Origin of the sequence: Brevundimonas sp. (assembly GCF_036402095.1) — a bacterium.
In the GTDB taxonomy this organism is placed as follows: domain Bacteria; phylum Pseudomonadota; class Alphaproteobacteria; order Caulobacterales; family Caulobacteraceae; genus Brevundimonas.
On record NZ_DASWTO010000205.1, the window covers coordinates 1 to 21,850 of the forward strand.

Sequence of the window (21,850 nt, forward strand, 5' to 3'; positions counted from 1 at the left end):
GGCGCGCGGACTCGATCTGCTGCTCGCTGGGCGCGCCGCGGGCGGGCGCCGGCGGCGGCGGCGAGGGCGGCGGCGGCGGGGCGAAGGCGGCCTCGGCGTAGTCGACGTCCGTAGCGAGGCCGCCCGAGCCGTAGGCAGGCCAGCCGGCCAGCACATCGGTTTCGCAGGCCCGTCCGGTCGGGTCGATGACCTTGACCCCGCCGAGGGCGGCGCCGGCGTTCGAGGCGGCTTCGCGCGCCCGCCGGGCGGCGTCCCTGACCGCCTCGCCCTGCAGCCAGGTCTTCACGGCGTTGTCCGGCTCGAGATTGAACCAGACCTGGCCGATCGAGGTCGGCTGGGACGCGACGACGGTGGCGTAGACGCGCTCCAGCACACGCGTGTCGCGCACGGTGACATTGATGGTCGCGTCGGCCTGGTAGCGCTCGATCTGGTCGGCGCGGGCGTTGTCGTGAAGCACGCCGTTCTCGTCCCGGTACTGGTCGTAAAGCGGCCGCGTGGACAGGGTGGTCTCGACGCGCACGGCGTCGACGCCGTAGGCGGCCAGCGCCTGGCTGAGCGCCCGGATCTGGTCGGCGGCCTTGCGCGAGGCCTCGGCCGCGGTGCGGTCGACCGACTGGAAGCTGGCGTTGAAGCCGGCCCGGTTGGCCGGCACCTGGGTCCGCACCTGGCCGATCGAGGCGATGACCGGCTCGCGCATCCACCACGGCGCCGGAACGTAGCGCTCGCCGATCGTGGCGGGCGGGGTCTGGGCGGCGGCGGACGAAGGCGCGAGCGCGGCGGGCGCGGCGACGGCGGCGGCGAGCAGGGCGGCGGTCAGCGTGGCGATGGTGCGGGGCATGAATGGTATCCCTTGTTCGCCCGGACCGTGCCGCCTGGGCCGGGGCGGGGCAAGGGGCGGTAAGGAATCGTCAGGCCCGCCGCCGGCCTATGCTGATCATAGATATTATTGATCGAGTTTTGCGTTTCGAATGATTGACTTTGTGGCACCCGAGGCTCATTTCCCGAGCCGCGGCGCCGCCCCTCCGGCGCTCCAGAGCTTTTCCGTTCCAGAACCATCAGGAGAACCATCATGCTGGGCGTCGGTGAAAAACTGCCGGAATTCAAGATCACGGGCGTGAAGCCCGGCTTCAACAGCCACGAGGAAAACGGCGTCTCGGCCTTCGAGCCGATCACGCAGGACAGCTTCGAGGGCAAGTGGAAGGTCATCTTCTTCTACCCGAAGGACTTCACCTTCGTGTGCCCGACCGAGATCGCCGAGTTCGCCTCGCTGTCGAAGGATTTCGAGGACCGCGACACGGTGGTGCTGGGCGGCTCGACCGACAACGAGTTCGTCAAACTGGCCTGGCGTCGTGACCACGCCGACCTGTCGAAGCTGCCGATCTGGCAGTTCGCCGACAACGGCGGCCGCTTCGCCCGCGCCCTGGGCGTGCTGGACGAGGCCGAGGGCGTCGCCCTGCGCGCCACCTTCGTGGTCGACCCGCACAACGTCGTGCAGCACGTCTATGTCACCAACCTGAACGTCGGCCGCGCGCCGGCGGACACGCTGCGGGTGGTGGACGCGCTGCAGACCGACGAACTGTGCGCCTGCAACCGCCCCGTGGGCGGCGAAACCCTCGCCGCGTAAGGCGGCGTCCCGGGTGGCGGGAGGCGGCGGCGTTGGTATCGCCGCCTTCCACGCCGCCTGTTTCCTGGGCGCCATGCCCGCTCGCCCCCCGGTCCGATCTCCGATCGGCCGGAGGACAGGCTCCGCCTCGCGACCTGAGCGCGGCCGCGCCTGCAATCCACGAGCCTCCATGCGGCTCAAGCCGCGAGCGACCGCGCCGCAAGCGGTCGCCGCGCCCCGAAGGGAACCTGACAAATGTCGATCGACGCCCTGCGCGACCTGATCCCCGCCTACGCCAAGGACATCTCCCTGAACCTCGGTTCGCTCGCGTCGGAAACGGTGCTGAACGACCAGCAGAAATGGGGCTGCTTCCTCGCCTCGGCCCATGCCGTCGGCGTCGCGCCCGTGGTCAGGGCGATCGAGGCCCAGGCGGCCGCCGTGCTGACGCCCGAGGCGCTGAACGCCGCGAAATCCGCCGCGGCCATCATGGGCATGAACAACATCTACTACCGCGCGCTGCACCTGATGAAGAACAGCGAGTACACCACCATCCCCGCCCGGCTGCGCATGAACGTCATCGCCAATCCCGGCGTCGAGAAGATGGATTTCGAACTGTGGTCGACCGCGGTGTCGGCGATCAACGGCTGCGGCGCCTGCCTCGACGCCCACGAGGGCGAGCTGCGCAAGCACGGCGTGCCCGCCACCCAGGTGCAGGCGGCGCTGCGCATCGGCGCCGTGGTCCACGCCGCCAGCCGGATCGTGGCTTCCGAAGCCGCGCTGGCGGGCTAGGCCGCCGGGGCGGCCCAGTCCGTCCCGCGCAGGGCGGCGGCGTAGGTCCGGCTGACCGGCGCGACGGCGCCGTCGGACAGGGTCAGCTCGCCGCGCCCCGCCTTCCAGCGCGCCGCCTCCACGCCGCTGCGCGCCACCCACCACGAGCGGTGCACGCGGAAGCCGTCGGCGCCCTCGAGGGCCGCGAGCGCATCGGCCAGCCGCATCAGCACCAGGGTCGAACCGACCTCGGTGCGGATGCGCAGATAGTGGTCCTCGGCCTCGACGGCGATCAGCCGGGCGCGCGCCAGCCGCGGCGGCAGGCGGCCGCGCAGGGCGGGCGGAGCCAGGCCCTCCGGGGCGGAGACCTGGGTGAGCGGCCGGTTGAAGGCCGAGCGGGTCAGCCACGCCAGGCCGACGACGGCGACGTTGATCGTCAGCACGCTGGGCATGAGCCAGAGCAGGTGCGGCAGCATCGACGGCCGGCCGAAGAACAGCGCCGGGATGATCGAGACCCAGAGCGAGATGGGCGGGGTCATGGCGATCAGCTGGGCCAGCACAAAGGCGCGGGGTCGGCCGGGAAACAGGCGCGCCACCCCCGGCTCGATGAGGGCCGCGATGACGCCGCCGCCCACCATCGCCAGTTGCCAGTAGGGATAGCGCACGCGGGCGGGGACGCCCTCGCCGTCGTAGGCCGCTATGGCCGCGAGGAAGAGGCCGAACAGGGACAGGCCGATCAGTTCGGCGACCCCGGAGCGGCCGATCCGGACGGCCCGGAATCCCTTCATCACATCGTCGGCCGTCACGCTCCGCTCCGTTCGCGAAGAGACTCCCGCCGTTCGCGAAAGTCAGGCTGACACGGCCTCCGCCCCGCATGCAATCCGGCTCCGAGCTTTCGAGGAGCCCCCATGACCCGTGAGACGACCCGGATCGCGACGACGACCCTGTTCTGGCTGACCGCCCTGCTGTGCATGGCCGTGGCGCTGTTCAGCGCGCGCTTTCTCCTGCCCCAGCCCTTCATGGCCGACGCGATGGCCCCGCATATCGAGGCGCGGCCGCTGATCTTCCTGACCCATGTCGCCAGCGGGCTGACGGCGCTGACGCTCGGCGTGTTCCAGCTGGTCACCTGGAGAGGCCCCCTCAGGGTCTGGCACCGCCGCGCCGGCCGGGTCTATGTGGCCGCCTGCCTGATCGGCGCGGCGTCGGGTTTCGCCTTGGCCGTAGCGAGCGTCGCCGGGCCGATCTCCGGCCTGGGATTCGGCGGGCTGGCCGTGGCCTGGTTCGTCACTACCGCCCTGGGCTGGCGCAAGGCGGTCGCGGGCCAGTTCGGCCAGCACCGCCGCTGGATGATCCGCAGCCTGTCGCTGACCTTCGCGGCGGTGACGCTCAGGATCATGCTTCCGCTGGCGATGGCCAACGGGCTGGAATTCGTCGAGGCCTACCGCGCCATCTCGTTCCTCTGCTGGGTCCCCAACCTGCTGCTGGCCGAGGCGTGGCTGCGGGCGTGGGGCTGGGAGGTCGTGCGCCCGGCGGCGCGCCCGGCCTGATGGCTCAGGGCGCCGGCGGGGCGAGGGCGGCGAGCGTCTTCGGGGCCTGAGCGCGATAGCTTTCGTCGATCCACGAGCGGAACAGGGCCATCGCGTCGACGACGTCGTCCGGCCACGAGGCCGTGACCCAGCCGCTCTTGCCGAGGCCGTAGCCGGCGGGCTGCACGAACGGCAGCTCGCGCGCGCCCGGCCCGGTGAAAGGCAGCTTGCACGAGAGGCTGAACGGATCCCCGGCGACGCTGAGATAGGCGAAGGTCTTGTCGCGCACGGCGAGATCGGCGTGGCCGGGCCAGGGGCTCTTCAGATGCGCCCCGGGATAGGTCAGGCCGAAGGCGCGCAGGGCGTCGGCGGCGTCCGGGGGCGCGGTCATTCTCCGGCGCTCGCGAGGTGGGCGACCAGTCGCGCGAACTGTTCGGCCAAGACGCCGTCGACGGGATCGGCCATGGCTCCGGCGGCGGGTCCGTTGACCACGAAGGTCCATTTCAGCGTCCGGCCCTCCCCCTCGGCCGCGTCCGCCCAGGTCATGGTCAGGACGGCGTCGACGCCCATGGATTGGAGCGGGCCGAACGGCGCATCGAACACGACCATGCGCCGCTCCGGCCAGACCAGCAGGGCCTCGGCGTGCTTGACGCCGCCGCCGGGCAGGGCTTCGCACCAGCAGCCGCCGGGGCGCAGATCGACCGAGATGTTGGACGCGCTGCCGGACCAGGTGTGGGCGTCGCTCCACCACGCGGCCGGGCGGCCCACCGCCTCCAGCACGGCCTCCGCCGACGCCGTCACCGGGTGCTCGTAGGTGAGGCGGAAGCCGTTCACGGAACGGGCCGACACCTCGGCGGCGGCACCGCCGGCAAGCGCCAGAGAGGCGGCCCCGAGCGCCGCGGCGAGCAGCAGACGTTTCATGCGAAAATCCTCCCGGACCGCATCCGCGCGCAGCCCGCCGCCGGCGTCAAGCGGCTTTGCTCAGGCGGCCGCAAAGGTCAGCGGCGCGCCCCAGAACTGGGCCACCAGCTCCGACTGCGGCCCGGGCTGGCCGGTGGTCAGGAAGTCGCGCCGGCCCGAGCCGCCGAGGGCGTATTCCGGATGGCGGCGGAAATAGCGGTCCAGCGCCTCGGCGACGGCCGTCGGCTGGTGGATCACCGGGGTGCCTTCGGGCAGGGCGCCGGCGAACAGGTCGGCGACGATCTCATAGTGGGTGCAGCCGAGGATGGCCTTGTCCGGATGACGGCCGATGCGGCGGCGCAGGGCGTCGACGTGGTCGTGCACCACCACCTTCAGCTCTTCCGCCGGCGCGCCCAGCTCGATCAGGCCGGCGAGGCCCGGGCAGGGCTCGGAGAAGACCGCCAGATCCTCGCGCCGCTTGTCGATCTCGATCTCATAGACCCGGCTCATGGCGGTGGCGGCGGTGCAGAAGACGCCGGTGACCTCGAGGGCCTCGATCTTGTCGCCCAGCCGCTCCGCCTCATAGGTCCACGGCAGGCCGGTGGCCGCCTCGATGGTCGGAACGATGATGCCCAGCACATTGACCGGCCGGCCGTGCCGCGCCCGGGCCTCGGGCACCCAGGTCTGCTGCAGACGGCGCAGGGCGATGGCGCTGGCGGTGTTGCAGGCCAGGACGATGATGTTGGCGCCGGCCTCGAACAGCCGCTCGCAGCCGGCCCGGGTCAGGTCGACGATCTCCTCGCCGCCGCGCCCGCCGTAGGGGGCGTTGGCCTGGTCGGCCAGATAGACGAAGTCCCGGTCGGCGAACCGCCGCGTCAGTTCGCGGTGGACCGTGAGCCCGCCCACGCCGGAGTCGAATACGCCTATCGCCATGCGCGGGTGCTTAGACGCGCCGCCGGGTCGCGTCCATGATCAAGATGGGCGGCCAGAATGTCGCGGCGGGATTACCGGTCGTTCAGGTGACAGTCAGCGTGCGGTGGGCCTAGGTTGCGGCCCACGATCTGAACCGACGGAGCCTGTCCATGCATCGACGCCAACTTCTCATCGCCGGGGGCGGCCTGTTCGCCCTGTCGGCCTGCGCCTCGAACGGCGCCGGCATGGGCGGGGCGCCGGCGGCTTCGGGTCTCGCCGAGGACGCCCGCGTCGGCCGCGCCGTGCTGCCGGCCCAGACGCCGCGCGCCGAGCTGCTGCAGCCCTGGACGGGCCCCTACGAGGGCGTGCCGCCGTGGGACAAGGTCACCGCGGCCAAGCTGCGGGAAGCCCTGCTGGAAGGCATCGAACTGCAGCGCGCCGAGATCGCCGCCATCGCCGGCAACCCCGCGCCGCCGACCTTCGCCAACACCCTTGTGCCCTACCAGATGGCGGGCGAGCCGCTCGACCGGGCCAGCGCCATCTACGGCGTGATGACCCAGAACATCGGTTCGGACGACTACCAGGCCGTCGACACCGAGCTGTCGCCCCTGCTGTCGGCCGCCGGCGACGAGATCATCTTCAATGAGCAGCTGTTCGCCCGCATCAAGACGGTGGCCGACAACGCCGCCCGGGCGGGCCTGACCGCCGAGCAGACCCGGCTGGCCGAGCGCACCCGCGACGCCTTCGTGCGCAACGGCGCGGCCCTGGACGCCGCCGGCAAGGCCGAGCTGGGCCGCATCAACACCGCCCTGTCCAACGCCTTCACCAGCTTCAGCCAGAAGGTGGTCGCCGACGAAAACACCTTCACCCACATCCCGAACGAGGCGGGCGTGGCCGGCCTGCCGGCCTCGAACAAGGCGGCGGCGGCCGCGGCCGCCCGCAGCCGCAACCTGACCGGCTACGCCATCGTCAACACCCGCTCGAGCGTCGACCCGTTCCTGTCGTTCGGGGACGACCGCGGCCTGCGCGAGACGGTGTGGCGCAAATTCGTCAACCGCGGCGACAACGGCGACGGCAACGACACCAACGCCCTCATCGCCGAGATCGTGAAGCTGCGGGCCGAGCGCGCCCGCCTGCTGGGCTTCGCCAATCACGCCGAATGGCGGATGCAGGACACCATGGCGAAGACGCCGGCCGCGGCCATGGACCTGATGAACCGGGTCTGGGTCCCGGCCAAGGCGCGGGTGGCCGAGGAGGTCGCCGACATGCGCGCCATCGCCGGCCACGACATCGAGCCCTGGGACTACCTCTACTACGCCGAGAAGGTCCGGAAGCAGAAATACGACCTCGATCAGAACGAGCTGAAGCCGTATTTCGAACTGAACAACGTCAAGCGCGGCGCCTTCTACATGGCCGAACGCCTGTACGGCTACGCCTTCACCCCGCTGCCGAAGGGCGCCGTGCCGGTGTTCCATCCGGACGTCGAGGTGTTCGAGGTCACCGACAAGGCGACCGGCCGCCATGTCGGCCTGTTCTACTCCGACGACTTCGCCCGCGCGGGCAAACGGTCGGGCGCCTGGATGACCACCTACCGGTCCTATTCGACCTACGACGGCGTCAAGAACGTGCTGGCGTCGAACAACAACAACTTCATCAAGGCCGAGGGCGGCGAACCGATCCTGATCTCGCTGGACGACGCCGAGACCCTGTTCCACGAGTTCGGCCACGCCCTGCACTATCTGTCGTACCGGATCACCTATCCGGCCCTGGGCGGCACGCCGCGCGACTATGTCGAATATCCGTCGCAGGTGCACGAGCACTGGGTGCTGTCGCGGCCGATCCTCGACGGCTTCATGAAACATGTGGAGACCGGCCAGCCGATGCCGCAGTCGCTGGTCGACAAGGTCGAGGCCGCCGCCACCTTCAACCAGGGCTATGCGACGGTCAGCTATCTGTCGTCGGCGCTGGTGGACATGGATCTGCACACGCGGGCGACGCCGCCGACCGACATCGACGCTTTCGAGCGTGAAAGCCTGGCGCGCTACGGCATGCCGAAGGAGATCGTGATGCGGCACCGGCTGCCGCAGTTCAATCACCTGTTCACCTCGGACGCCTACTCGGCCGGCTATTACAGCTACCTGTGGTCCGAGGTCATGGACGCCGACACCTGGGCCTATTTCGAGGAGTCGGGCGACGTCTTCAATCCGGACATCGCCGCCCGCTACAAGGCCATCATCCTGTCCGAGGGCAACTCCACCGACCGCGCCGAGGCCTACCGCCGCTTCCGCGGCCGCGACCCGGACGTGACGGCCCTGCTGAAGGTGCGGGGATTCCCGACTTCCTGATCAAGGGCGCCAGCGAGCCGCCGCGCGCGGCTGGCTGCTTGAGCATGATGAGGTTGCGGAAGGGCCCGGCGGAGCGATCCGCCGGGCCTTTTCCCTACCCCTTACGCGACCAGCGGGACGCGGCTGAGGGCGTAGTCGACCTGGGCCGCGCCCGGCAGCCGGGTCCCGGCCTCCTCTCGGACCGCGGCCGGGCAGGCGGCCCGGCCGCCGATCATGGACCCGCCGCGGCACATCTTGCGGGCGGCGGCGCGGACGCGGGCGTCGAAAGCGTCCGCCCCGGCGGGGGTGGACAGGTCCAGATCGCCCCAGGCGACGCGGACTTCGCCGGCGGACGCGGAGCCGGCGGCGCCGGCGACGATCAGGACGGCGGCGAGAGAAGCGAGAGTTTTCATGGCGGTCTCCTGCGGAGAGCTGCGTCGCTCCTTGGCGGCGACGATGCGGGAGATACGGCCACGCTGTTGCGGCCCGATGTGGATTTCGCGGCGAAATAGCGACGCTGGATGAATTCGCGGAAACCTGACCGCCGGTAACCCGCCTCCGGGGAGCCAATCGCCCGCCCGGCGGTTGGTCCGGTGAAAGGAGACAGATCATGGAAGCTTTTCCCTGGGGCCTGGTCATCGTCGGCGGCCCCGTCCTGCTCGCCCTCGCCCTGCTCTGGGCGAAGATGCGCGGCGGCAAGGCCACCCGTCAGGCCGATCCGGACACGCCGTCGGACGACCCGTCGAAGGGGATGTAGCGGCGGCCGGGCCATGCGCCCGCCCCTCGCCTTGTCTTCGCCCGGCTTTTCAGCCATAAGCCGCCGCTTCCGGCGCAAGTGAACCCTGCGTCTCCACCCACACGACCCCCGATCCGTCGGGACGAGGTGGGCGAGAACCCCCTGCCGACGTGATCGTCGCCAGGGGCCGTTGTCGTATGGAGCCGTTTTCGCCCGCCACGAAAGGGATTGAATGTTCGAGGCTCTGAACGAGCGGCTGACAGGCGTCTTCGACCGGATCACCGGGCGCGGCGCCCTGTCCGAAAAGGACGTGGCCGAGGCGATGCGCGAGGTGCGCGTGGCCCTGCTCGAGGCCGACGTCGCCCTGCCCGTCGTCAAGGACTTCATCGCCTTCGCCACCGAGCGCGCCACCGGCGAGGAAGTCATCCGCTCGGTCAAGCCGGCCGACCAGGTGATCAAGATCGTCTACGACGGCCTGGTCGAGATGCTGGGCGGCGAGGAGCCGGTCCCGATCAATCTGAACGCCACGCCGCCGGCCGTCATCCTGATGTCGGGCCTGCAGGGGTCGGGCAAGACGACGACGTCGGCCAAGCTGGCGCTGCGGCTGACGAAGTTCGACCGCAAGAAGGTCATGATGGCCTCGCTGGACACCCGCCGCCCGGCGGCGATGGAACAGCTGGCCAAGCTGGGCGAGCAGAGCGAGGTCGCCACCCTGCCGATCGTGGCCGGCGAGAGCCCGGTCCAGATCACCCGGCGGGCGCTGCAGTCCGCCAGGCTGCAGGGCTTCGACGTCCTGATCCTCGACACCGCCGGCCGCATCACCCTGGACGAGGCCCTGATGGCCGAGGTGGCCGAGGTCGCCTCGGTCGCCAAGCCCGTCGAGACGCTGCTGGTCGCCGACAGCCTGACCGGCCAGGACGCGGTCCGCACCGCCAGGGCCTTCCACGAGCGGCTTCCGCTGACCGGCCTGGTGCTGACCCGCGCCGACGGCGACGGACGAGGCGGGGCCATGCTGTCGATGCGGGCCGTCACCGGCCTGCCGATCAAATACCTCGGCGCCGGCGAGAAGGTCGACGCGCTGGAGGTGTTCGACGCCCGCCGCGTCGCCGGCCGCATTCTCGGCCAGGGCGATATCGTCGCCCTCGTCGAAAAGGCGTCGCAGGAGCTCGACCAGTCCAAGGCCGAGGCCATGGCCCGCAAACTGGCCAGGGGCCAGTTCGACCTCAACGATCTCGCCGCCCAGCTGGCCCAGATGAAGCGGATGGGCGGGCTGCAGGGCATCATGGGCATGCTGCCGGGCGTGGCCAAGATGAAGGCGCAGATGGCCAGCGCCAACATCGACGACCGCATGATCGCCCGCCAGGAGGCCATCATCAGCTCGATGACGAAGGCCGAGCGCAAGAAGCCCGATCTGCTCAACGCCAGCCGCAAGAAGCGCATCGCCGCCGGCGCCGGGGTCGAGGTGCAGGAGATCAACCGCCTGCTCAAGCAGCACCGGCAGATGGCCGACATGGTCAAGTCGATGTCGAAGGGCGGCGGCAAGGGCCTGAAACAGATGGCCGCCATGATGGGCATGCCCGGCATGGGCGGCGGCGGGGCCGGCGACATGGCCCGCCTGAAGGCGCTGGGCGGCGGCAAGATGCCGGAGCCCACGGCCGAAGAGATGAAAGCCATTCAGGACCGGCTCGCCGGACTGGGCGGCGGACAACTGCCGGGAGGCCTTCCGGGCCTGCCGGGCTTTCCTCCCAAGAAATGATTTCGATTAAAGAAAGAGACTGAAAATGCTGAAGATTCGTCTGGCCCGTGGCGGCGCCAAGAAGCGCCCGTACTACTACATCGTCGTCGCCGACTCCCACTCGCCGCGAGACGGCAAATTCATCGAGCGCGTCGGCACCTACAACCCGATGCTGCCGCGCGACGGCGAGCAGAAGCGCGTCACCCTGAAGACCGACCGCATCGCCGAATGGCTCGGCAAGGGCGCCCAGCCGACCGACCGCGTCGCGCGCTTCCTGAGCCAGGACGAGGCGCTGGCCGGCAAGGTCAAGTGGACCCAGTCGAACAACCCGAACAAGGCCCAGCCGGGCAAGAAGGCGCAGGAACGCGCCGCCGAGCGCGCCCAGCGCGAAGCCGACCGCGCCGAGGCTGAAGCCGCCGCCAAGGCCGAGGCCGCCGAAGCCGCCGCCCGCGCCAAGGAAGAGGCCAAGGCCGCCGCCGAAGCCGCCAAGAGCGCTCCGGCCCCGGAGCCGGAAGCCGCCGCCGAGGAGGCTCCGGCCGCCGAAGCCGCTGCTGAAGAGGCTCCGGCCGAAGCCGCCGCCGAGGAAGCCCCGGCCGCCGAAGCGACCGAAGAAGAAAAGACCGAGGGATAACCGCCTTCGGACTCCGCTCCGGCGGAACGAGACGATCGGAAAGCAGCGTCCGGACGCCCCGGGCGCTGCTTTTCTGTTATCGGGACGGGATCAACAGCGAGGCGGCGATGCCCACAGACAAGAAACTCATCCTCGTCGCCCAGATCGCCGGCGGGTTCGGGGTCAAGGGCGAGGTGCGGGTCACGGCGTACACCGCCGATCCGATGGCGCTGATGTCCTACGGGCCGCTGCTGCGCGCCGACGGCTCGGTGGGCCTGACCCTGACCTCGGCGCGGCCGGACAAGAACGGCGTCGTCGGACGGGCGAAGGAAATCGCCACCAAGGAGCAGGCCGACGCCCTGCGCGGTCTCAAGCTGCACATTCCCCGTGACCGCCTGCCCGAGCCGGACGAGGACGAGTTCTACCTGACCGATCTGGTCGGGCTGGAGGCGCGCGATCCGGACGGCGTGCGGCTGGGGACGGTGAAGTCGGTGCAGAATTTCGGCGCCGACGACATGCTGGAGATCGCCCCGGCGGCCGGCGGTCCGACCTGGTATCTGCCCTTCACGAAAGACGCCGTGCCCGAGCTGCACATCGCCGACGGCTGGCTGCTGGCGGTCAGGCCGGTCGAGATCGGCGAACGCGAGCCCGACTGAACCCCGGCCGCGGCCGGGCGTTAGCCCGCCTCCAGCACAAGGAGGCGCACGCCATGGGAATCTTCAGTTCGATCTGGGACCGCATCCGGGGTCACCGCCGCGAGGCCGTTCCCACCTCCGCTCCCGCCCCGCAGGCCGCGCCCACGACCATCGCCCCGACCGCCGCCGCGCCGGTGGACGTGGAGGCGGTGCTGGTTTCCATGGCCGAGATGAAGGGTGAGAGCGCCGGCAACTGGCGCACCTCGATCGTCGACCTGCTGAAGCTGCTGGGACTGGATTCCAGCCTCGAGGCCCGCAAGGCGCTGGCCGCGGAACTGGGGGTCAACGCCGGGCCGCACGGCAGCGCCGAGCAGAATATCGCCCTGTCGAAGGCGGTCTGGCGCAAGCTGGAGGAAAACGGCGGCCTGGTGCCGGACTCGCTGAGAGACTGACCGGGCCCCGGCCGGAGCCGCCGGCGCGATCGGGCGTTTTCCCCGTATGCCCTCCAGCGTCATCCGCCGCTTCAGCTACGACGAACCGCAGCGCCGCCTGCGTGTGACCTTCACCTCGGGCGACGTCTATGAGTACGACGGCGTGCCGCCGGAGGTGAACGACGCCTTCCGGGCCGCCTTCTCCAAGGGCCAGTTCTTCGGTCCGAACATCCGCGACCGATATCCGTATCGACGCGTCGAGAAGGCGCTGCGGCCGCACTGAGCCCGGTCGCGGCCCGCTTTCGTCCGGCGCCGAACCGTGCCTATGGTGGCGCTTCGTGATCGTATCGGAGTGACGTGATGCGCCGGACCGTTCTCGCCCTGCTGGCCGCGGCCACGCTCGCCGCCGGTTGTCAGCAGCCCGCCGAAGCGCCCGCGGCCGAACCGGCTGGCGCGCCCGCCCCGCCGCCCGAGATGCCGGCCGACGCTCCGCCGCAGGAAGAGGTCGACCCCGCCGCGATCGCCGCCGCGCCGGCGGGCGACCCGGGCTCCTGCCTCAGCGAGATCGGCGAGGCCGCCGCGGCCCGGCTGGTCGAGCGCTGCATCGCCGTCAGCCCCGCCACCCGGCCGCCGTGCAACGCCGCCAACCCCTGCGCCATGATCCAGGGCGAGATCGACCGCGCGTGCGAGATGTACGCCCCGGGCGAGGTGAAACCCGCGGAATGCGGCGCTTAACGGTTCCTAGAGCCTGAGGCCCTAGTCTGAGCGGTCATGACGCCCGTACAGACCCCGCCCGATCTGCGCGCCCTGACCACGCTGCGCTTCCTCGCCGCCCTGTGGGTGGTGCTGTTCGCCGCCTGGCCTCATCTCGACGTGGCCTTCACGCCGGTCGCCGTGACGAAGGGCTATCTGGGCGTCGAGGTCTTCTTCGTGCTGTCCGGCTTCATCCTCAGCCACGTCTATCTCGAGGCGGCGGGACAGGGCCGGGCGGGCGGATTCAGCTATCGGGGCTTCCTGTGGGCCCGGATCGCCCGGGTCTATCCGCTGCATCTGGTGACCCTGGCCGGCATGATCGCCCTCGGCGTCGGCGCCACGGTCGCCGGCCTGACGGTGAGCGAGAGCCTGCTGGACTGGCGTTCGCTGCCGGCCCACCTGAGCCTGACCCACGCCTGGGGCCTGGCCTCGAGCGCCGCCTTCAACCATCCGTCGTGGTCGATCTCGGCCGAGTGGTTCGCCTATCTGGGCTTCCCCGTCTTCGCCTTCGCCGCCTGGCGCATGCGCGAGCGGCCCCTGCTCGCCACCGGCGTCGTCGCCGCCCTCGCCCTGATCCTGTACGCCGTGTTCGCCGCCCTCGCCGGCTTCTCCCTGACGGAGGCGACGTTCCGCTGGGGCGCGCTCAGGATCGTGCCGTGCTTCGCGCTTGGCTGCGCCCTCTACCTGATCCACCGCCGCGCCCCCGTGCGCCCCGCCGGCGTCATCGCCCTCGTCTCGGGCGCCGGACTGCTGGCCAGCGCCGCCCTGGGCCTGTGGGATCCGCTGGTGGTGCTGTTCGCCGGCGGCCTGATCCTCGGCCTCGGGGGCCTGGCCAACGACCGCGCGGGCCTGTTCGCCTCCAGGGCGGGGGTCTACCTCGGCGAGATCTCCTACTCGATCTACATGGTCTGCGCGCCGGTCCTGCTGCTCGGCGTCAATGTCGCGGCGCGGCTTACCGGGGCCGACGACAAGAAGCTTCACATCATTGTGTGGCTGGGTGTTCTGGCCCTGATCCCGGTCGCCGCGGCCCTGACCTACCACCTGGTCGAACGCCCGGCCCGCAAGGCTTTGCGCGGTCTGGCGACTCGCTACGGCTCAGGTCAAGTGGCGTTGAAACCGCAGACGGATTCGCCCGAAAGGGTTCTTCAACCCTCGGAAACTATCGTCTAAGGCTAAGTCACTGAGGCAGGTCGGGACCTACGCCAGCATGATGAAACGGCTCACAGCCGCCGCGGTTGCGGCGACCCTCGGACTTTTCGCGCTGGCCGGAACCGCTCCCGCCGCGAAGGCCGACGAGCCGTACTGGCAGTGCGTGACCTTCGCCCGGATGTTCTCGGGCATCGAAATCTTCGGCGACGCCCATACATGGTGGTCGCAGGCCCAGGATCGTTTCCAGACCGGCCACCGGCCCCGCACCGGCTCGGTGCTGGCGTTCCAGTCGAGCGGCCGGATGAGCCGCGGTCACGTCGCCGTGGTCTCGGAAGTCCTCACCGACCGGGTCATCCGCGTCACCCACGCCAACTGGGGCGGAAGCCGCGGCAAGGTCGAGGAGAACGTCACCGTCGTCGACGTCTCGGACAATGGGGACTGGAGCGCGGTCAAGGTCTGGTACAACCCGATCAATGACCTCGGCACCACCGTCTATCCGACCTATGGCTTCATCCACAAAGCCCCGGCCCAGCCGTCGGACGGCCTGCTCATGGCCTCGGTTCCGCTCGCCAACGGCCAGCCCTGACCGCCTGACCCCCGCCCGGAGGGTCCGCCCTTGATCCGCGTCTATCGTTCCGGCTGCCGGACCTGCGAAGCCCACGCCGGCGACCCGGCCGCCTGGGTCCTGCCGCCCGACGCCGTCTGGATCGACCTGGCCGACCCGACCCCCCAGGAAGACCGGGCCGTGGAGGCCGCCTTGGGCCTGTCGGTGCCGACGCGCGAGGAGATGGCCGAGCTGGAGGCGTCCAGCCGCCTCTATCGGGAACGCGGGGCCACCTATGTCACCGCCGACATCCTCCATCACAGCGACGAGGACATGCCGGGACTCGACCCGGTGACCTTCGTGCTGACGGAAGGTCCGCTGGTGACCATCCGCTACGTCGACCCCAAACCCTTCGCCATGCTGCTGGACAAGCTGGACCGCGATCCCGGCCTGTGCCGGGGCGGGGCCGACGTGTTCCTGAACCTGATGGAGCAGATCATCGATCGCGCCTCGGACGTCCTGTCCGGCAACGCCGCCAACGTGGAGGCGGTGTCGAGCCAGGTCTTCAGCGGCCGCAAGACGGTCGGATTCGAGAAGCTGATCACCCGGCTGGGGCGCGCGCAGATCGCCAATGCGCGGATCGAACAGAGCCTTGCCGGCCTCGCCCGCATCTTCGCCTTCGTCGCTCTCGACGACCGTATCGAGCAGGAGCCCGACACGCGCGAGCACCTGACGTCCCTGACCCGGGACGCCCAGAGCCTGATCTCCCACAACCACTCCGTGGCGGCCTCGATCGATTTCCAGCTCTCGGCGGCGCTGGGGCTGATCAACATCGAGCAGTCGTCGATCATCAAGATCTTCTCGGTGGCGGCCGTCGCCTTCCTGCCGCCGACGCTGATCGCCTCGATCTACGGGATGAATTTCGACCACATGCCGGAACTGCCGCAGATCTGGGGCTATCCGGCCGCGCTGGTGGCCATGGTGATCTCCGCCCTGCTGCCTCTGGCCTGGTTCAGGAAGAAGGGCTGGCTGTAGCGCTGACGCTTGACCGCGGCGGCCGCCCCGCGCTCCATGGGGGCAACCGGGAGACTTCCATGCGCGCCTTCGCCCTGACCGCCGTAGCCATCCTCGCCCTGTCCGCCTGTTCGCCGCCGGCCGAGGCCCCGGAGGAGCCCGCGCCCGCCCCGGCCCCCGCGCCCGTGCTGGCCGGCGTCGACCTGACCAAGCCGCTGCGCGCGCGTGGCACCGAGCCGTTCTGGGCCGTCGAACTGACCGGTTCGGAGCTGGTCTATTCCGGCCTCGACCGGCCCGAGCAGCGGGCCCCACAGAACCCGCCGGTGATCCGCGGCACGATGGCCGTGTGGGAATCGACCACCGGCGCCGGCAATGCGATCAAGGTCACGCTGACGGCCACCGACTGCAGCGACGGCATGAGCGATCTGAGCTACCCGCTCACCGCCATGGTCGTGATCGGCGAGGAAACCCTGATGGGCTGCGCCGCCACGGTCAGCGCCCTCGACGCCTCCGGTGAAAGCGGCCGGGCCGTCGACCCGGTTCAGCCCGCCGGCTGATCCCGGAGAGTCCGCAAGGCGCCCAGCCGGGCGAAGGCGATGGTCAGGGCCTTGCGCCGGGCCGGGGCCAGCGGCGCCGAACACGCCTCGCGCACCACCGCGCCGCCGAAACCGTCGGCGACGATCAGGCCCGGCTCGTCCGGCAGGATGTCGGCGGGGAACTCGGGCGCCACGGCGAAATAGAACAGGTCGCAGTACGGTCGGTACTCGCCCCATTTGCGGTCGACGCGGAAGTCCTCCATACCGGACTTGACCTCGCAGATGGCGATCTCCCCGCGCGGGCCCAGCGCCATGACGTCGGCGCGGCGGCCGTTAGGCAGGCCGACCTCGAGCAGCGGCGCATAGCCCATGTCCGCCATCAGGCGCGCGGCGCCGCGCGTGACCGACAGGGTGGTCGCGGGGCGGCTGAAAACCAGGTCGATGGACAGGACGGCGGCGGGCACGGCTTCTGTATGTTCCGTTTGTGTTCCGGTTTCAACCGGTCGAGGAGACCTGCGGCTACGGCCAAGCTGTCCACAGCCGGCGCCGTCGTGCTCCACGGCACAGCTTGGAGCTTCCCGCGAGGTGGGTTTATTAATCATCTATCAGGGTTCGGTGAAGGCGCGACACATGCTGGTGGACGACGATCCCGGCGCACGACGCAATCACGGCGACAGCCGGGGACTGTGGCTGATCAACGGCCTGGTCTGCGCCCTGGTCGCGGTTCTGAGCCTTTATGTCTTCCGGGCCGACGGCACGCGCCAGGACGCGCGCACGGCCATGGCCGCCGTCGAGGCCCTGCCCGGGCAGATCGCCGCCTCGCCGGCGATGGCGGCCGCCCGGGAAGACTGAACCGCGCCCCGCGGCCTAGAGGATGAAGCGGCTGAGATCCGCGTCGCGGGCGAGGTCGGCGACCTTTTCCCGCACCTGATCCCCGTCGAAGGCGATGGTCTGGCCGGCCAGGTCGGAGGCCTTGAACGAGGTCTCCTCCAGCACCCGCTCCAGCACGGTCTGCAGCCGGCGCGCGCCGATGTTCTCGACCGTCGTATTGGCCGCAACGGCTGCGTCCGCCAGCGCCGCGATGGCGTCGTCGGTGAAGGTCAGGGTGACGTCCTCGGTGGCCAGCAGGGCCTGGTTCTGGCGGATCAGATTGGCCTCGGGTTCGGTTAGGATGCGCACGAAATCGTCGCGGGTCAGGGCCTTGAGCTCGACCCGGATGGGCAGGCGTCCCTGCAGCTCGGGCAGCAGGTCGGACGGCTTGGCGACGTGGAAGGCGCCCGAGGCGATGAACAGCACGTGGTCGGATTTCACCGGCCCGTATTTCGTCGACACCGTCGTGCCCTCGATCAGCGGCAGCAGGTCGCGCTGCACGCCCTCGCGGCTGACGTCGGCGCCTGAGGCGCCCTGCCGCGCCGCCACCTTGTCGATCTCGTCGAGGAAGACGATGCCCTCGTTTTCGGCCAGCAGCAGCGCCTCGCGGGTCAGGCTTTCCTGATCCAGCAGCTTGTCGCTCTCCTCGGTGACCAGCGGGCCTACGGCGTCGCGGACCGGCAGCTTGACGGTCCTGGTGCGGCCGCCGCCCAGCTTGCCCAGCATCTCGGACAGATTGATCATGCCGATGCCCCCGCCGCCGGGGAGGTCCAGCCCCTGCATGGGCGAGGCGGTGTCGGCCAGCGACAGCTCGACCTCCTTGTCGTCCAGTTCGCCGGCGCGAAGCTTCCTGCGGAAGCTGTCGCGGGTCGCGGGCTGCGAGCCCGGTCCGACCAGGGCGTCGAGAAGGCGTTCCTCGGCGGCGGCCTCGGCCCGGGCCTTCACCCCCGTCCGGCGCTTGTCGCGCACCATGACCAGCGCGGCCTCGACCAGGTCGCGCATGATCTGGTCGACGTCGCGGCCGACGTAGCCGACCTCGGTGAATTTGGTCGCCTCGACCTTGAGGAAGGGCGAGCCGGCCAGCCGCGCCAGGCGCCGGGCGATCTCGGTCTTGCCGACGCCGGTGGGGCCGAGCATCAGGATGTTCTTGGGCGTGACCTCGTCGCGCAGGTCCTCGGGCACCCGCTTGCGCCGCCAGCGGTTCCTCAGCGCCACGGCCACGGCGCGCTTGGCGTCGTCCTGTCCGACGATGAAGCGGTCGAGTTCGGATACGATTTCGCGGGGAGAGAGGTCGGTCATGAGACGCAGATAGGGCGGCGCCTTGACCTTGGGGAGGGTTGGTTCATCACGAAGGGCACAAAGGAGGGCACGAAGGACACGAAGGGCTCAGAGCACAATGCGCCGAAGACCGTTCTTCAGAAGGGCGGTGTTGAAATTGATCAGGTAACCGAGCCGATGGCCGGAGAAGCGCAGGTAGGTCAGAACCTGGGCCGTATGGATCGACGCCAAGGCGTCGATCGACTTTATCTCCACCACCACGCTCCGCTCGACGAGCAGGTCGACCCGGAAACCGGCCTCCACCCTGACATCGCCGTAGACAACCGGCACGCTCACCTGGCGCTCGATGGCCCGCCCCCTTTGCCTCAGCTCCTCAAAGAGGCAGGCCTCATAGACCGACTCCAGCATTCCCGGTCCCAAGGCGCGATGCACCGTCAGGGCGGCATCCACGACTTCTCGCCCGATCCGCTCCACGGTCTCCGGAACCGGCTCGTTCCCTTCGTGTCCTTCGTGCATCCTTGGTGACCTTCGTGATGAACCACCCATTCCAAGCGGGGAATCCAACGAGCCCGGTCAATCCGCCGGAGGCGCAGGTGGAGCGGGGATGAGCTGGGCGAGGACGATGCGCCAGCCCCAGGTCTGGTGCTGCCACAGACGTACATAGTGGCCGGTGCGCGCCTGGCCGTCGCGGGTCCAGGCGGCGGGGCCGAAGGTCCAGACGAGGTCGCCGTACGCCGATGCGCCGCCGCCTTCGGTCGGCCCGAACCGGAAAGTCGCCGGCCAGCCGGACAGGGCTTCTTCGAAGGCGGCGCGACCAATCGCCGGAGCCAGGGGCGCGACATAGAGCCGCCCGTTGTCGGCCATGACGGCGAGATGGGCGGCCCTCTGGTCGAGCGCCGCCGCCTCCGCCAGCGTGGCCTCCCGCGCCTTCACCTCGGCCATGGCCCGGTCCGCGCGAGGCGTGGTCGAGGCGGGCTGACCGGGCAGGCGCACCTCGAGCAGTTCCGGCCCGACCGGCAGGATCACCGGCTCGGTATCCGGTCCCGGCACGTCCGCGGCGCTGGCGCCTGAGCCGCCGTCGTAGACCCATTTCCACGAGCCGTCGGTCTGGCGCTGCCAGACGGTGAAATAGTGCCCGGCGCGCTGGCCGTTCACGGCTACGCCGCCGGTGGTGAAGCCGAGGTCGCCGGAACGGGCGATGCCAGCGAAATTGGGCCACCACTCCAGCAGCGGTTCGTCCGGCGGCCTGGGCCGGTCCGGATAGACCTCGCCGATCCTTTGCGCCCGGCCCCCCGCGATCACGATCGCGTCGGGCACGGACCATTTGTTGAAGCTCCCGGCGATCCCCATCGACGGCGCGTCCGCCGCGAAGGCGCGCTCGGCGGCCACCACAGGGGCGGCGTCGGGGGTGTCGGACGGCGTCCGGGCCGGCGCGGAGGCGGCGAACAGGACAGCGGGCAGGGCGAACAGGGCGAGACGGCGCATGGGAAATCCTCCGCCGTCCATGGAACGTCAGGGACGGGGCGCTGTCGCGTTAAATCCCTGACAGGCTCGGGCTGCACGAGCCCGGTGTATGGTCTATGCGTCGGGCCGCATTGGACGGGAGCGGGCATGGACTTCCTGATCATCGGCGTCGTGGCCTTCCTCGCCTCGGGCCTGACCCTCTACTCCGGCTTCGGGCTGGGCACGGTGCTGCTGCCCGCCTTCGCCGTCTTCTTCCCCGCCCCGGTGGCCGTGGCGGCGACCGGCGTGGTTCATCTGCTCAACGGCCTGTTCAAGGGAACCCTGCTGTGGCGGCAGGCCGACTGGAGCGTCGTCCTGCGCTTCGGGCTTCCCGCCATTCCGGCCGCGATCGCCGGGGCCTGGCTGCTGGGCCGCCTCGGCGCCGGAAGCGTGCTGTTCTCGTGGAGCGTCGCCGGGCGCGACTTCGGCCCCACCCCCGCCGCCCTCGTCGTCGGCGCGGTGATGATCGGGCTCGGGCTGCTGGAATTGCAGCCGTGGTTTCAGCGGCTTGCGGCGCCGCCGTCCGCCGCGCCGGCCGGCGGGCTGGCGACCGGCTTCCTCGGCGGGCTGACCGGGCAGCAGGGCGCGCTGCGCTCGATGTTCCTGTTGCGCTTCGGACTGGACCCCGCCCGCTTCATCGCCACCGGCGTGATGATCGCCGTGCTGATCGACCTGTCGCGCCTGCCGGCCTACGCCCTGACGGTCGGGTCCGCGGCCGGAGCGTTCGGGCCGCGGCAGGGGCTGCTGGTGGGATGGGCGGTGCTGTGCGCCTTCGCCGGGGCCTGGGGGGCGGTGCGCTGGCTGAAGAAGGTCACCATCGGCCTGGTGCGGGGGGTGGTCGCCGCCGCCATGCTGGCGATCGGCGCCGCGCTCATGGCGGGCCTGATCGGGACCTGAGCGCCGTCAGGCCTCCAGCGTCTCGACCGTCAGATTGCCGTTGGTGTAGACGCAGATGTCGGCCGCGATGGCCATGGCCCGGCGGGCGATGGTCTCGGCGTCCATGTCGGAGTGGTCCAGCAGCGCCCGCGCCGCCGCCAGGGCGAAATTGCCGCCCGATCCGACCGCGGCCACGCCATGCTCCGGCTCCAGCACGTCGCCGACGCCGGTGACGGTGAAGATCGAATGCCGGTCCGCCACCAGCAGCATGGCCTCGAGACGGCGCAGATAGCGGTCGGTGCGCCAGTCCTTGGCCAGGTCGACGCAGGCGCGGGCCAGCTGGTCCGGATACTGCTCCAGCTTGGCCTCGAGCCGTTCGATCAGGGTGAAGGCGTCGGCCGTCGCGCCGGCGAAGCCCGCCAGCACCTTGCCGCCGGCGAGGGTGCGGACCTTGCGCGCCGCGCCCTTGACGATGGTCGGGCCCATCGAGACCTGGCCGTCGCCGGCGATCACCGTGCGGCCGTCCTTGCGCACCGCGAGGATGGTGGTGCCGTGCCAGCCGGGCGTGGAGGAATCGTTCGCGTTCGTCATCGCTTGCAGATGGAGACGAAAATGCGGCGCGGCAAGCCGGTTGGCGTGCGATTCCAATGGCTAGGCTGAGCCATATTTTGACCAATGTAAACCCTTACGTTGACATTCTATACCCCACAAATCGCCATATAAGGGAAGCGTCGTGCTTCATCGCGTGATCTACGCCAGCGAAGCCGTCGGCGCCACGGGCGCGTCGACCCTGTCGATCGCCCAGATTCTGGGCGTGTCCGAGCGCAACAACCGCCGCGACCACCTGACCAGCTGCGTGATGTTCCACCAGGGGCATGTCCTGCAGGCGATCGAGGGCGGCCGCACCGACCTGGACCGGCTGATCCGGCGTCTGCTCGACGATCCCCGGCACACCGGGCTGCGAATTCTGGGGGATGCGCCGATCAACGCCCGGCGCATCGACGAGCCGATGGGGCTGTGCGCCGATCCGGCCGCCCTGCTGGACCGTCTCGGACTGAACTGCCTGTCGCGCGTCACCGGCGTCGAGGCCGAGGTGCTGCTGGATATCCGCAAGGCCGCGTGACGGGGGGCTCCGGACCGCCTAACT

29 protein-coding genes are annotated in these 21,850 nt (G+C 70.3%); 18 read left to right on the plus strand and 11 right to left on the minus strand.

The features are described from left to right. On the minus strand, positions 1-838 hold an 838-nt coding region (locus VGD32_RS13475), incomplete at its 3' end, for an SIMPL domain-containing protein (protein WP_331032393.1). A 231-nt stretch (positions 839-1,069) separates the two neighbouring features. Here VGD32_RS13475 and VGD32_RS13480 point away from each other — a divergent pair. Continuing rightward, complete coding sequence (locus VGD32_RS13480) at positions 1,070-1,624, plus strand: peroxiredoxin (protein WP_331032394.1); 555 nt, start codon at positions 1,070-1,072, stop codon at positions 1,622-1,624. 234 nt (positions 1,625-1,858) lie between these two features. Next, the gene (locus tag VGD32_RS13485; protein ID WP_331032395.1) at positions 1,859-2,392 is read left to right on the plus strand and encodes a carboxymuconolactone decarboxylase family protein; all 534 of its coding nucleotides are present in this window, start codon (positions 1,859-1,861) and stop codon (positions 2,390-2,392) included. On the opposite strand, the gene VGD32_RS13490 is transcribed toward VGD32_RS13485, so the two are convergent. Further along, on the minus strand, positions 2,389-3,177 hold the full coding sequence (locus VGD32_RS13490; RefSeq protein ID WP_331032396.1) for a LytTR family DNA-binding domain-containing protein: 789 nt from the start codon (positions 3,175-3,177) through the stop codon (positions 2,389-2,391). The two genes, VGD32_RS13485 and VGD32_RS13490, sit on opposite strands and share 4 nt — an antisense overlap. Before the next feature lie 102 nt (positions 3,178-3,279). Here VGD32_RS13490 and VGD32_RS13495 point away from each other — a divergent pair, with 102 nt between their 5' ends. Continuing rightward, positions 3,280-3,918 carry a DUF2306 domain-containing protein gene (locus VGD32_RS13495; protein ID WP_331032397.1) on the plus strand — a complete coding sequence of 213 codons (639 nt, stop codon included), beginning with the start codon at positions 3,280-3,282 and terminating at the stop codon, positions 3,916-3,918. Between the two features lie 4 nt (positions 3,919-3,922). Here VGD32_RS13495 and VGD32_RS13500 read toward each other — a convergent pair whose 3' ends face one another. From VGD32_RS13500 to VGD32_RS13510, 3 genes are read right to left on the minus strand one after another with little or no spacing between them, the layout of a single operon-like run. Then, on the minus strand, positions 3,923-4,288 hold the full coding sequence (locus VGD32_RS13500) for an MmcQ/YjbR family DNA-binding protein (protein WP_331032398.1): 366 nt from the start codon (positions 4,286-4,288) through the stop codon (positions 3,923-3,925). Next, positions 4,285-4,818 (minus strand): SRPBCC family protein, encoded by a 534-nt coding sequence (locus VGD32_RS13505; protein WP_331032399.1) that lies wholly within the window; start codon positions 4,816-4,818, stop codon positions 4,285-4,287. Before VGD32_RS13505 ends, VGD32_RS13500 begins: the two co-directional genes overlap by 4 nt. Positions 4,819-4,878: 60 nt before the next feature. Continuing rightward, entirely contained in the window at positions 4,879-5,730 is an 852-nt protein-coding gene (locus VGD32_RS13510; RefSeq protein WP_331032400.1) for a glutamate racemase, read from the minus strand. A 149-nt stretch (positions 5,731-5,879) separates the two neighbouring features. Between VGD32_RS13510 and VGD32_RS13515 the strand changes: the two genes are divergently transcribed. Then, entirely contained in the window at positions 5,880-8,054 is a 2,175-nt protein-coding gene (locus VGD32_RS13515) for a M3 family metallopeptidase (RefSeq protein WP_331032401.1), read from the plus strand. A gap of 101 nt (positions 8,055-8,155) precedes the next feature. On the opposite strand, the gene VGD32_RS13520 is transcribed toward VGD32_RS13515, so the two are convergent. After that, positions 8,156-8,446, minus strand: a complete 291-nt coding sequence (locus tag VGD32_RS13520; protein WP_331032402.1) for a UrcA family protein — start codon at positions 8,444-8,446, stop codon at positions 8,156-8,158. 197 nt (positions 8,447-8,643) lie between these two features. Here VGD32_RS13520 and VGD32_RS13525 point away from each other — a divergent pair, with 197 nt between their 5' ends. The 11 genes from VGD32_RS13525 to VGD32_RS13575 all read left to right on the plus strand — a co-directional run bounded on the left by VGD32_RS13525 (position 8,644) and on the right by VGD32_RS13575 (position 16,197). After that, a complete protein-coding gene (locus VGD32_RS13525; RefSeq protein WP_331032403.1) occupies positions 8,644-8,790 on the plus strand; it encodes a hypothetical protein in 147 nt (48 codons plus the stop codon). Between the two features lie 211 nt (positions 8,791-9,001). Continuing rightward, positions 9,002-10,525 carry a signal recognition particle protein gene (gene ffh, locus VGD32_RS13530; RefSeq protein WP_331032404.1) on the plus strand — a complete coding sequence of 508 codons (1,524 nt, stop codon included), beginning with the start codon at positions 9,002-9,004 and terminating at the stop codon, positions 10,523-10,525. Between the two features lie 25 nt (positions 10,526-10,550). Next, positions 10,551-11,135 (plus strand): 30S ribosomal protein S16, encoded by a 585-nt coding sequence (gene rpsP / locus VGD32_RS13535; protein ID WP_331032405.1) that lies wholly within the window; start codon positions 10,551-10,553, stop codon positions 11,133-11,135. Between the two features lie 107 nt (positions 11,136-11,242). Then, on the plus strand, positions 11,243-11,770 hold the full coding sequence (gene rimM / locus VGD32_RS13540) for a ribosome maturation factor RimM (RefSeq protein ID WP_331032406.1): 528 nt from the start codon (positions 11,243-11,245) through the stop codon (positions 11,768-11,770). A 53-nt stretch (positions 11,771-11,823) separates the two neighbouring features. Beyond that, complete coding sequence (locus VGD32_RS13545; RefSeq protein ID WP_331032407.1) at positions 11,824-12,201, plus strand: DUF3597 domain-containing protein; 378 nt, start codon at positions 11,824-11,826, stop codon at positions 12,199-12,201. Positions 12,202-12,247: 46 nt separating this feature from the next. After that, complete coding sequence (locus VGD32_RS13550; RefSeq protein ID WP_331032408.1) at positions 12,248-12,463, plus strand: KTSC domain-containing protein; 216 nt, start codon at positions 12,248-12,250, stop codon at positions 12,461-12,463. A gap of 77 nt (positions 12,464-12,540) precedes the next feature. Next, positions 12,541-12,915: a hypothetical protein gene (locus VGD32_RS13555; protein WP_331032409.1), complete on the plus strand. Its 375-nt coding sequence runs from the start codon at positions 12,541-12,543 to the stop codon at positions 12,913-12,915. Positions 12,916-12,951: 36 nt separating this feature from the next. Next, positions 12,952-14,103, plus strand: a complete 1,152-nt coding sequence (locus tag VGD32_RS13560) for an acyltransferase (protein WP_331032410.1) — start codon at positions 12,952-12,954, stop codon at positions 14,101-14,103. A 37-nt stretch (positions 14,104-14,140) separates the two neighbouring features. Then, the gene (locus VGD32_RS13565) at positions 14,141-14,668 is read left to right on the plus strand and encodes a CHAP domain-containing protein (protein ID WP_331032411.1); all 528 of its coding nucleotides are present in this window, start codon (positions 14,141-14,143) and stop codon (positions 14,666-14,668) included. 30 nt (positions 14,669-14,698) lie between these two features. Next, positions 14,699-15,661 carry a magnesium transporter CorA family protein gene (locus tag VGD32_RS13570; protein WP_331032412.1) on the plus strand — a complete coding sequence of 321 codons (963 nt, stop codon included), beginning with the start codon at positions 14,699-14,701 and terminating at the stop codon, positions 15,659-15,661. Between the two features lie 59 nt (positions 15,662-15,720). Further along, a complete protein-coding gene (locus VGD32_RS13575; protein WP_331032413.1) occupies positions 15,721-16,197 on the plus strand; it encodes a hypothetical protein in 477 nt (158 codons plus the stop codon). Here VGD32_RS13575 and mmcB read toward each other — a convergent pair. Continuing rightward, entirely contained in the window at positions 16,182-16,625 is a 444-nt protein-coding gene (gene mmcB / locus VGD32_RS13580) for a DNA repair putative endonuclease MmcB (RefSeq protein ID WP_414644424.1), read from the minus strand. The two genes, VGD32_RS13575 and mmcB, sit on opposite strands and share 16 nt — an antisense overlap. 136 nt (positions 16,626-16,761) lie before the next feature. Here mmcB and VGD32_RS13585 point away from each other — a divergent pair, with 136 nt between their 5' ends. Then, complete coding sequence (locus VGD32_RS13585) at positions 16,762-17,028, plus strand: hypothetical protein (RefSeq protein ID WP_331032415.1); 267 nt, start codon at positions 16,762-16,764, stop codon at positions 17,026-17,028. Positions 17,029-17,043: 15 nt separating this feature from the next. On the opposite strand, the gene hslU is transcribed toward VGD32_RS13585, so the two are convergent. The 3 genes from hslU to VGD32_RS13600 all read right to left on the minus strand — a co-directional run bounded on the left by hslU (position 17,044) and on the right by VGD32_RS13600 (position 19,809). Then, positions 17,044-18,345 carry an ATP-dependent protease ATPase subunit HslU gene (gene hslU / locus VGD32_RS13590; protein ID WP_331032416.1) on the minus strand — a complete coding sequence of 434 codons (1,302 nt, stop codon included), beginning with the start codon at positions 18,343-18,345 and terminating at the stop codon, positions 17,044-17,046. A gap of 87 nt (positions 18,346-18,432) precedes the next feature. After that, positions 18,433-18,840: a GxxExxY protein gene (locus tag VGD32_RS13595; protein ID WP_331032417.1), complete on the minus strand. Its 408-nt coding sequence runs from the start codon at positions 18,838-18,840 to the stop codon at positions 18,433-18,435. Between the two features lie 57 nt (positions 18,841-18,897). Beyond that, on the minus strand, positions 18,898-19,809 hold the full coding sequence (locus VGD32_RS13600) for a hypothetical protein (RefSeq protein WP_331032418.1): 912 nt from the start codon (positions 19,807-19,809) through the stop codon (positions 18,898-18,900). Between the two features lie 126 nt (positions 19,810-19,935). On the opposite strand from VGD32_RS13600, the gene VGD32_RS13605 reads away from it, so the two are divergent. Further along, complete coding sequence (locus tag VGD32_RS13605) at positions 19,936-20,724, plus strand: TSUP family transporter (RefSeq protein ID WP_331032419.1); 789 nt, start codon at positions 19,936-19,938, stop codon at positions 20,722-20,724. A gap of 6 nt (positions 20,725-20,730) precedes the next feature. Here the strand turns inward: VGD32_RS13605 and hslV are convergent, their stop codons facing one another. Then, positions 20,731-21,294: an ATP-dependent protease subunit HslV gene (gene hslV / locus VGD32_RS13610; RefSeq protein WP_331032420.1), complete on the minus strand. Its 564-nt coding sequence runs from the start codon at positions 21,292-21,294 to the stop codon at positions 20,731-20,733. 142 nt (positions 21,295-21,436) lie between these two features. Here hslV and VGD32_RS13615 point away from each other — a divergent pair, with 142 nt between their 5' ends. Beyond that, a complete protein-coding gene (locus VGD32_RS13615; protein ID WP_331032421.1) occupies positions 21,437-21,826 on the plus strand; it encodes a BLUF domain-containing protein in 390 nt (129 codons plus the stop codon). Positions 21,827-21,850 lie beyond the last annotated feature (24 nt).